Genomic DNA, 8454 nt, shown 5'->3' on the forward strand with positions numbered 1-8454 from the left:
TGGGGGATGTGACCTCCCGGGATGAATCCATGGCCCGATCCTTCCTGGACCGCGGCGTGACCTTTGACTTTGCCGGTGAGGAGCGCCCCTTCCCCCTGGACATTGTGCCCCGGGTGCTCACCATGCAGGAATGGGAGGTCATTGAGCGCGGCGTCAAGCAGCGCGTCAAGGCTTTGGAGCTGTTCTTGGATGACGTCTACGGGGATCAGCGGGTCATCACGGACGGCATTGTGCCGCGAGCGCTGATCACCTCCTCCGCCCACTTCCACCGCCCGGTCTGGGGTTTCAAGCCTGCCGGTGGGGTGCGGATTCATGTGGCCGGCATTGACGTGGTGCGTGACGACGACGGCGTGTTCCGCGTGCTGGAGGACAACGTCCGGGTGCCGTCCGGGGTGTCCTATGTGATCGAGAACCGGCGGGCCATGATGAAGGGCCTGCCGGAAGCTTTCATGTCCACGCCGATCATGGCGGTGGACTCTTATCCCCGGCACCTGCTGCACGCTTTGAAGGCCACCGCCCCTGAACCGGGGGAGGACGCCGTGGTGGTGGTGCTGACTCCGGGCGTGTTCAACTCCGCCTATTTTGAGCACACGCTGTTGGCAGGGCTGATGGGTGTGGAGCTGGTGGAAGGCCGGGACCTGGTGGTTCGCGGTGACCGTGTCTACATGCGCACCACGGAAGGTGAGCAGCGCGTGGACGTGATCTACAAGCGGATCGACGACGACTTCACCGATCCCCTCCAGTTCCTCCCCAAATCCGTGCTGGGCTGCCCCGGACTGGTCAACGCGGCCCGGGCCGGCAACGTGACCATTGCCAATGCGGTGGGCAACGGCGTGGCTGACGACAAACTGGTCTACTCCTACGTGCCGGATCTCATCCGTTACTACCTGGATGAGGAGCCGATCCTTCCCAATGTGGACACCTACCGCCTTGAGGAGGACGAGGCGCGCGAGTACGTGCTCTCACACCTGGAGGAGCTGGTGGTCAAGCCGGTGGACGGCTCCGGCGGCAAGGGCATTGTGATCGGCCCACGCGCCACCCCGGAGGAGTTGGAAGAACTGCGGGCCAAGGTCCTGGCGGATCCCCGCGGGTGGATCGCCCAGCCGGTTCTGCAGCTCTCCACCGTTCCCACGTTCGACGGCGAAAGCTTCAGCCCGCGTCACGTGGACCTGCGCCCCTTCTGCGTGAACTCCGGTGAGGACATGTACGTGCTGCCCGGTGGCCTGACCCGTGTGGCCATGACCAAGGGCTCCCTGATTGTGAACTCCTCCCAGGGCGGTGGATCCAAGGACACCTGGGTGATCGGCAACCGCTCCGCCCCGGTGGAACCACAACCCGAGCAGGCGGAGACGGTGGCCTCCATGGCCACCTTCCCCGTGACCTCCCACTGGGCTGACGACGCCGAGCTCAACGACCAACAGCAGCAACAGCAGCAGACCCGTTCAGGAAAGGAGGCATGAGCCATGCTCAGCCGCATTGCCGAATCCCTGTTCTGGATCGGACGCTACATGGAGCGCGCCGATGGAGTCTCCCGCATCCTGGACGTCCACCTGGAGCGCATCACCCAGCTGCCTGAAGCTCAACAGTCCAGTGAGGTCCGGCGGATCATGGAGGTCATGGGCGCCCCCATCTCCAAGGACGAGCCGGATGTGGGGGACCTGATCCACGAACTGGCCTGGAACAAGGACTCCCTGACCTCCATTGCCGGTTCCGTCAACGCCGCCCGGGAAAATTCCCGGCGAGCGCGGGAGATCGTCTCCTCCAAGATGTGGGAGGCCGTGAACTCCACGTACTACGGGCTCAACCAGCACCGGCATGACGTGGTGGGGACCTTCCGCATGTGTCAGTGGGCGGCGGAACGGATCTCCATGATCCGTGGGCAGGCGGAGATGACCATGTCCCACGACCAGTCCTGGCAGTTCCTCACCTTGGGCGTGACCCTGGAACGCGCGGACATGACCGCCCGTTTGTTGTGGACCCGCACCTCCGGGCTGCCTGCTGCAGGTCTACCCACCAGTGAGACCTCCTGGGTGGACATCCTGCATTGCGCCGGCGCCTACGAGGCCTTCCTGCGCACCCGGCACGGGACCTTCAACGATGAATCCGCGGTGCGCTTCCTGCTGCTTGACCGCTTGTTCCCGCGTTCGGTGATCTTCTCCCTGACCCACGCCGAACGCATCCTGGAAGCACTCGACCCAGGCTCCCGACGCATGGGCTTCACCAACGACGCCCGCAGGATTGTGGGCCGTTCCCGTGCCGAACTGGAATACCTGGACACCGCCAGCGTGGTCCGGGAACTGCCCCAGCACCTCAACGCCGTCCAGGCCGCGGTGGCCCAGGCCGCCGAATCCGTGACGGAGAAGTACTTCACCCACGAACAGGAATCTTCCTGGTTTGGAGGCGTCCTGTGACCCGTCTGACCATCAACCACGTGACCCGCTACGTCTACGACACCAAGGTCAAGCGCTCCCACAACGAGGCCCGCATGACCCCGGTCTCCGATGACCAACAGCTGGTGCTCACCGCAGAACTGGCGGTCAAGCCCGGTACCGCGCACATCCACAACTACGTGGACTACTTTGGCACCCGCGTGGCCGACTTTGACGTCCCCGCACGGCACTCCGTCCTGGAAGTGCGTTCCTCTGCGGAGGTGGAGGTCCACCGGCGCTCCGTTGACCCGGATGCAGTCGGACTGAGCTGGGAACACCTGGGTTCCCCCCAACACCAGGACAGCTACGCCGAATACCTGGTGCCCACCCGGCTCACCACCCCCGGCGAGGCCCTGCGCGCAGTGGCCGCTGAGGTCCGTGAGGGCGCCGACTCACCGGCAGCAGCCGTCAAGGAGGTCTTCCGCCGCATCCGCGAGCAGGTCACCTACGAATCCGGAGTCACCGGGGTCCACACCGACGCCGACGCCGTCTGGGCCGATGGACGCGGTGTGTGTCAGGACCTGGCACACGTGTCCGTGGCCGTGCTGCGTCACTTGGGCATTCCCGCCCGCTACGTCTCCGGCTACCTGCACCCGGATGACTCCGCCGGCATTGGTGTGACCGTGGCGGGGGAGTCCCACGCCTGGGTGGAATGGTGGGACCGCGAATGGATTGCCTATGACCCCACCAACCACAAGTACCTGGATGATCTCCACGTCAAGGTGGGTCACGGTCGCGACTACAAGGACGTTCCGCCGCTCAAGGGCGTGGTCACCGGCGGTGGTGGCACCCAGGCGCTGGAGGTCACCGTGGAGGTGACCCGCACCGCGTGAGGTGAGCGGGCGGCGTCGTCTTCGCCTCCATCCGCCCACCCCCAAACATGCCGAGACCTCCGTTATGTCCCTAAATCCACGCTGGTCAAGGACATGACGGAGGTCTCGGTGCGTGTCAGGACTGGTCGAACTTGTAGTTCTTGGGAATCAGGGTGATCCCGGACTCCGTGACGTGCAGGCCGCGAGCACGGTCCTCCTCCGCGCTGACACCCACGCGGGTACCTGCCGGGATGACCACGTTCTTGTCCACGATGCAGCGCTCCACCACGGCGTCATCCTCCACATGCACATTGGGCAGCAGCACGGACTTGTCCACCCGCGCGTGGTTGCCGATCACCACGTTGGGGGAGAGCACGGACTCCTGGACCCGGCCACCGGCCACGATCACGCCGGGAGACAGAATGGTGTCCGTGGCAACGCCACCCTCCTGGTAGGGGCCGCGCACCAACTTGGCCGGCGGTGCGGTGACCTGATGGGTGTAGAGCGGCCAAGCCGTGTTGTAGAGGTTGAACACGGGCATGGGACGCAGCAGGTCCATGTGGGAGTCGTAGTACGAATCCAAGGTGCCCACGTCCCGCCAGTACTGACGGTCACGGTCGGTGGAACCGGGGACATCGTTGTTGGTGAAGTCGTACACCGCCGCCTCACCGCGGTCCGCAAAGTACGGCATGATGTCCCCGCCCATGTCATGGTCCGTGTCATCACGGGACTCATCCTGCTGCAGGGCTTCCACCAGGGCGTCCGTGTTGAAAACGTAGTTGCCCATGGAGGCCAGGAACTGGGTGGGGTCATCATCCAACGGACGTGTGGTGGCGGGCTTCTCCACAAACTGGGTGATCTTGGTGGGATCCTCCGGATCGGTCTCAACGACGCCGAAGGACGTGACCAAGTCCAAGGGCTGACGCACACCGGCCACGGTGGCCTTGGCACCGGATTCGATGTGAAAATCCACCATCTGGGAGAAGTCCATGCGGTACACGTGATCGGCACCCACCACCACCACGATGTCCGGCTTGGCATCGTCAATCAGGTTCATGGACTGGAAGATGGCGTTGGCCGAACCCAGGAACCAGTCCTTGCCGTGACGCTGCTGAGCCGGAACGGAAGCAATGTAGTTGCCCAACAACGTGGACAGCCGCCACGTCTCAGAGAGGTGACGGTCCAGGGAGTGCGACTTGTACTGCGTGAGCACCACAATCTGCAGGTACCCCGAGTTGACCAGGTTGGACAGGGCAAAGTCGATCAACCGGTAGGTTCCGCCAAACGGAACAGCCGGCTTGGCCCGGTCTTCGGTCAAGGGCATCAGGCGTTTGCCCTCACCACCAGCCAGAACAATTGCCAGCACCTTTTTGCGTGCCATGTGCACCTCTCAAGACGTCGTCGTCGTGATCCCGAACGGGGGTTCGGGACGCGGCCCCCCGCGGAGAGGACCGTGGTTCCGGGACAACTCAACCCTGAAAGGGGGTCCCGTGGGAAGTTGAGGACCTCAGATTGCGCAAAGCAACCGTAAGGTTGCGCATCAACCCGCTCCGATGTGGGCGTGCGGCCCCGGTGAATGTAGTCTCAGTCACGTGCGTATCGACATCGTGTCCAAGGAGTTCCCGCCCGCAATCTACGGTGGCGCCGGCGTTCACGTCGCTGAGCTATCCCGGGTCCTGGCGCCGCTGGTTGAACTCAACGTCCGCTGCTTCGGGGAACCCCGCGAACCCAACTTCCACGGGGCCCAAGTGCAGGCCTACAAGGTCCCGGATGATCTTGCCGGGCAGAACGCCACCATTGAAACCCTGGGCACGGACCTGGCCATGGTCGGTGACATCGGGGGAGCAGACCTGGTCCACTCCCACACCTGGTACGCCAACATGGCCGGGCACCTGGCCTCCCTGATGCACGGGATTCCCCATGTGATCTCCGCCCACTCCCTGGAGCCGCTGCGGCCCTGGAAGGCAGAGCAGCTGGGCGGTGGGTACGCCATCTCCTCCTTTGTGGAAAAGACCGCCTACCTCAACGCCGCCGCGGTGATCGCCGTGTCCGACGGCATGCGCAAGGACATCCTGCGCTGCTACCCGGAAATCGATGCCAACAAGGTGCAGGTGGTGCACAACGGCATTGACGTCTCCCAGTGGAACCGGGACGAGGGCACGGACGTCCTGGAGAAGTTCGGGATCGACCCCGCCAAGCCGTCCGTGGTGTTCGTGGGCCGAGTGACCCGCCAGAAGGGTGTACCGTTCCTGCTGCGCGCCGCCTTGCAGCTGCCGCCCGAGGTGCAGCTGGTGCTGTGCGCTGGTGCAGCCGACACCCCCGAGCTGGCCGCCGAGGTTAACGGCCTCATTGAGGAGTTGCGCGCCACCCGGGAAGGCGTGGTGCTGATTGAGCAGATGCTCCCGCGCCGTGAGGTCATTCAGATCCTGTCCCACGCCACTGCCTTCGCTTGCCCGTCCGTGTACGAACCCCTGGGCATCGTCAACCTGGAAGCCATGGCCTGCGGTGCCGCCGTGGTGGCCACCGCCACCGGTGGTATCCCCGAGGTGGTGGTGGACGGGGAGACTGGCCGCTTGGTGGAGATCCAGCAGGTGGACGACGGATCCGGGACCCCGTTGGATCCGGAGAAGTTCGTCTCCGACTTTGCGGCCGCCCTGACCGAGGTGATTTCCAATCCTGAGCGGGCCCGCGCCATGGGTGAGGCCGGCCGGATCCGGGCGGAGGAGCACTTCTCCTGGGAGGCCATTGCCGAGCGCACCCTGGAGGTCTACAGGTCAGTCCTGCCCACGGACTGACGTGCCTGGTGGGGGCCTGCCCACCGCCAGAGTTACCTTCACCGGGCGCACCCGGTGGTTGTTGAACCAGGTGTTCATCCTGGCGTTGGTGCTGGTCTTGGTGCTTGTTGGTGTGCCCCCGGGTGATGGTGGGTGAGGGCGGTGATTGTGCTACAGTCGTCGTCGTTGCTCGGCGGTCGAGTGGGTGCATGTGCCCCCAAAACGGCTCCCGGTCACCTGCGCGGGTGGCGGAATAGGCAGACGCGCTAGCTTGAGGTGCTAGTCCTCGTATTAGAGGGTGGGGGTTCAAGTCCCCCTCCGCGCACAATATTGCAAGGCCCCTGACCTGGGTTTGTTGACCAGGTCAGGGGCCTTTTGCGTGTCTGGCTGCCAGTTCGGCGGGTCCCCGGCGCCAAGACCCAAGCCGGTGCCACTTTGGTACGTCATCAGCCCTTCATGCGGGACCAAACTGCCGCCGGCTTGGACGTAGCCAGTCGCCTCGCCCGAGTTCTGCGCAATCTGAGCCGTCATCAGCGCCTGATGGGGTCCCAGAATGCGCAGAACTCGCCCAGCACAGCACCACCCGCAGGATCAGTCCTCTGCATACCGGCGCTGGCGCTCGCGTTGGCCGTGGGTGAGCTTCTTGAGGTCGGTACGGCTGTCAAAGCTGGAGCCCAGCCCTCCGGCCACCACTCCCATGGCTGCACTGAGCCAAGCGATGTCCAAGTAGTTGGTGAACTGGACCCGATCCGTGTCCAAGAGCGTGGCCATGAACTCCGGGGAGATCACAATCAGCCCACCCAGCAGAATCAACACCACCAGCAGCAGGTAGAGCGCCACCACGCAGACCAACAGGGTGAGGATCGTGGAGAGGTTGTAGAGCGCCATGACGCGGGAGAGGCTGTCCTTGACCGGCCGGTCCCACAGCCCGTTGCTCACAATCAGCCAGGTGACCATCACCGCCACAGCCAGCACACCGATGGATACCAGCCGCACCGTGCTCAGGTATTCGGCCATCTGCCAGATGGAGCTGTAGAAGATGCCGAACGCACCGGTGGCAGTGGCTGCCGCAAGGGCGCTGGAGAGCCGCGGTGCTGTGCGCCAGGGGTCGTTGGCCATGGTCATGCCCATGACGGTGCGCACAGATCCAACCCACCGCCCGGAGCGCAACCCCACATGCCCGCTGTCCAGGGCGAACCACTCGGTCCAGCGCACCCGGGGCTGCGGATCTGCTCCAAGCTCACCGGGGGAGTCGGCACCCGACGGCGGAATCAACCGCGCCACGCAGTCCAACAACACCTTCAGGATCCGACGCCGCGTGGTCACGGCCCCCAACGTTGGGCAGGAAATGACACCCACGTTGTGTTCCGGAAAGATCTCGGCCACCAGTGGGTGATCTTCCCGGTACCGAGGGATTTCGGTGAGCAGAAGGACGGCATCGACGTCGTCGTAGTGGGCGGCCAGGGCTGCCGCCGAGGCCACGTCCAGAGTGTTGTCCGGGCGCAGGCGAATGGTGTCCGTGACGGTGAGCAGATCCACGGTGTGGGGGTAGGTCCGCACCAGGTAGGAACGGAAACGGTCCTGAATCTTGGACACACGCCGCGATGGCAGACCGGGATCACTGATGAGCAGGATCCGCAGTTTGGGTGGTTCTGGGAGGTCGGGGGCCATGCACCCACCGTATCCGTAAGCACCCCGTCGATTAGGTCATCGTCAGGCGGGGTCGCGACGCTGCAGCACCGCCACAGCCCCAGCGCACACCAGGCCGGCCAGCACCAAGGCTGCCGACCACAGCATCACGGAGATCCATCCGAAAGAGCTCCACAGGTGCGTTGACAGAGTCCCAGAGACCGTGGAGCCCGCGTAGTAGAGCACCAGGTAGGCACTGGATGCCCGGGCCGTGCTCAGACGCAGCCGGTGCGCCCGGTCCACCACCCAACCGCTGATCATGGAGTGGGTTCCCATGAACGCAAAGGTCAGCAGCCCCAGGCCGAACATGGCGGTGGCCACCAGGTCGGGGGAGGTCGCCGCCACGGCCACACCCATGAGCAGCAGCCCAGCCACCACGGTGGCAGGCCGGTCCAGCCGAGCCCCGATCCTGCGGAAGATCGCCGGCGCCAGGATCCCCACGGGGTAGGCCAGGTAGACCAGTGCGGCCTCGTTGCCCAGGTTGAACGGCTCAGCTTCCAGGCGCAGGGCGATGGCGTTGTAGGCCCCCACGAACACCGCCATGATCAGCCCACCCAGAACACAGATCAACGCGATCTGGGCGTGACGCAGCACCGTGAAGGTGCCGAACAAGACCTCGTGCACCGGCAGCCGCTGCTTGGACGGGGCATCGGCAGGCAGTGCCACCATCACCACCACGCCGATCAGCACGGAGAACACGCCCAGCACCCACGCGGAGACCTGCCACCCACCCAGCTCGGACAGTGGTTG

At 64.8% G+C, this 8454-nt stretch carries 6 protein-coding genes, 1 tRNA gene and 1 pseudogene; 5 read left to right on the top strand and 3 right to left on the bottom strand.

The genetic code is table 11. The features are described from left to right. The 3 genes from L979_RS13150 to L979_RS13160 all read left to right on the top strand — a co-directional run. Positions 1–1460 (top strand): circularly permuted type 2 ATP-grasp protein (locus L979_RS13150; protein ID WP_047692657.1); only part of this gene is annotated, 1460 nt, incomplete at its 5' end. Between the two features lie 3 nt (positions 1461–1463). Continuing rightward, positions 1464–2411, top strand: coding sequence for an alpha-E domain-containing protein (locus L979_RS13155; RefSeq protein ID WP_047692658.1), 948 nt, complete (start codon positions 1464–1466; stop codon positions 2409–2411). Next, positions 2408–3262, top strand: a complete 855-nt coding sequence (locus L979_RS13160; protein ID WP_047692659.1) for a transglutaminase family protein — start codon at positions 2408–2410, stop codon at positions 3260–3262. Before L979_RS13155 ends, L979_RS13160 begins: the two co-directional genes overlap by 4 nt. Positions 3263–3377: 115 nt before the next feature. Here the strand turns inward: L979_RS13160 and glgC are convergent, their stop codons facing one another. After that, entirely contained in the window at positions 3378–4628 is a 1251-nt protein-coding gene (glgC, locus tag L979_RS13165; RefSeq protein ID WP_231559547.1) for a glucose-1-phosphate adenylyltransferase, read from the bottom strand. A 205-nt stretch (positions 4629–4833) separates the two neighbouring features. Between glgC and glgA the strand changes: the two genes are divergently transcribed. Both glgA and L979_RS13175 read left to right on the top strand, forming a co-directional pair. Then, positions 4834–6036 carry a glycogen synthase gene (gene glgA / locus L979_RS13170; RefSeq protein ID WP_047692661.1) on the top strand — a complete coding sequence of 401 codons (1203 nt, stop codon included), beginning with the start codon at positions 4834–4836 and terminating at the stop codon, positions 6034–6036. Positions 6037–6254: 218 nt separating this feature from the next. Beyond that, positions 6255–6340, top strand: a tRNA-Leu gene (locus L979_RS13175). A 266-nt stretch (positions 6341–6606) separates the two neighbouring features. Here the strand turns inward: L979_RS13175 and L979_RS13180 are convergent. Together L979_RS13180 and L979_RS16395 are read right to left on the bottom strand one after the other, a co-directional pair. Continuing rightward, positions 6607–7686, bottom strand: coding sequence for a hypothetical protein (locus tag L979_RS13180; protein ID WP_052209893.1), 1080 nt, complete (start codon positions 7684–7686; stop codon positions 6607–6609). 42 nt (positions 7687–7728) lie between these two features. Then, a pseudogene (locus L979_RS16395) lies at positions 7729–8454 on the bottom strand (MFS transporter); the annotation flags it as partial.

Source organism: Kocuria sp. ZOR0020, assembly GCF_000800955.1.
Taxonomy (GTDB): Bacteria; Actinomycetota; Actinomycetes; order Actinomycetales; family Micrococcaceae; genus Kocuria; species Kocuria subflava.